This window comes from Lacinutrix sp. MEBiC02595, from assembly GCF_053601555.1.
Window position 1 is genome coordinate 1 of record NZ_JBSHNU010000088.1, and the last position, 944, is coordinate 944.

Annotated in this window: 1 protein-coding gene; it reads right to left on the reverse strand. The window is 27.8% G+C overall.

Annotated features, from left to right (window positions below; translation table 11 throughout):
* Positions 1-162: 162 nt before the first annotated feature.
* Positions 163-789, reverse strand: coding sequence for a hypothetical protein (locus ACVCZW_RS00405; protein WP_452231343.1), 627 nt, complete (start codon positions 787-789; stop codon positions 163-165).
* Between the last annotated feature and the right edge of the window lie 155 nt (positions 790-944).

The following is a 944-nucleotide window of genomic DNA, read 5'->3' on the forward strand; positions in this document are numbered from 1 at the left end:
TGTAAAAAACATTAAAATTATTGTCGTTATTCTCATTTTTTTTAATTACATACAACGTGTTTGTATATGGTTTGTTGCGTGTTTAAGCACTAAATTTAGCAAATAAAAACCGAATAGAAAATCCGCGAGGGTTTTCGTAAGTAGGCTAGAACTAGCAATAAATTATATACGGTGTTGTACAACGTTTTTTAATTCCGTTTCTATTGTTTTTCCAAGTTTTATAAGTTTAATAGAATCTTCCTCATTAAATTCTTTTTCGAATTTTAAAAAGATTGTATTGTCTTTAAATTCCAAACTAAATCCATTGACTTTAATCAATTCATCTGTTAAATTTCGTGTTATTATGTTTTCTAATTTTGTTTGGCTTAATGACGATTCCAAAATGTATTTTTTGTTGAACTCTTTTCTATCATCAAGTTTTTTGTCAAATCTGAGGATTAGATTTGCAATTTTTTCTTTCAGATAAGCAGGTCTAATTATTAGTTCAGGAAGATTTGATTCGGTTTTTAAAATCAAACCATTATGTTTGCTTTCAGTATCTATTTCAATCATTGACTCTCCGCCAGTTCCCATTATTTCAGTTTTATATGAATTGCGAATAGATAGTAAATAAATATCAAAATCAAATTCCGTTAATTTCCAAGTGTAGATGTTTTTTAAAAACTTACCTTTTGGAATAATTGAATATTTACTTAAATCAAATCGAATTCCTTTTGCAACTTCCATTGGGAATTTCTTTTTCAGTAAGTACAGTATTTTTCTATTACTTTTCTCGATTTCGGAAGTCATTTCTCAAATGTTGTACAACGTGTTTGTATATGATTAGTGGCGTGTTTCAGCACCTAATTTAGTAAATAAAAACCGAATAGAAAATCTGCAAAGATTTTCGTAAGCAAGCTATAACTAGCCATTAATTATATACGTTGTTATCTATAGGTCTTTTC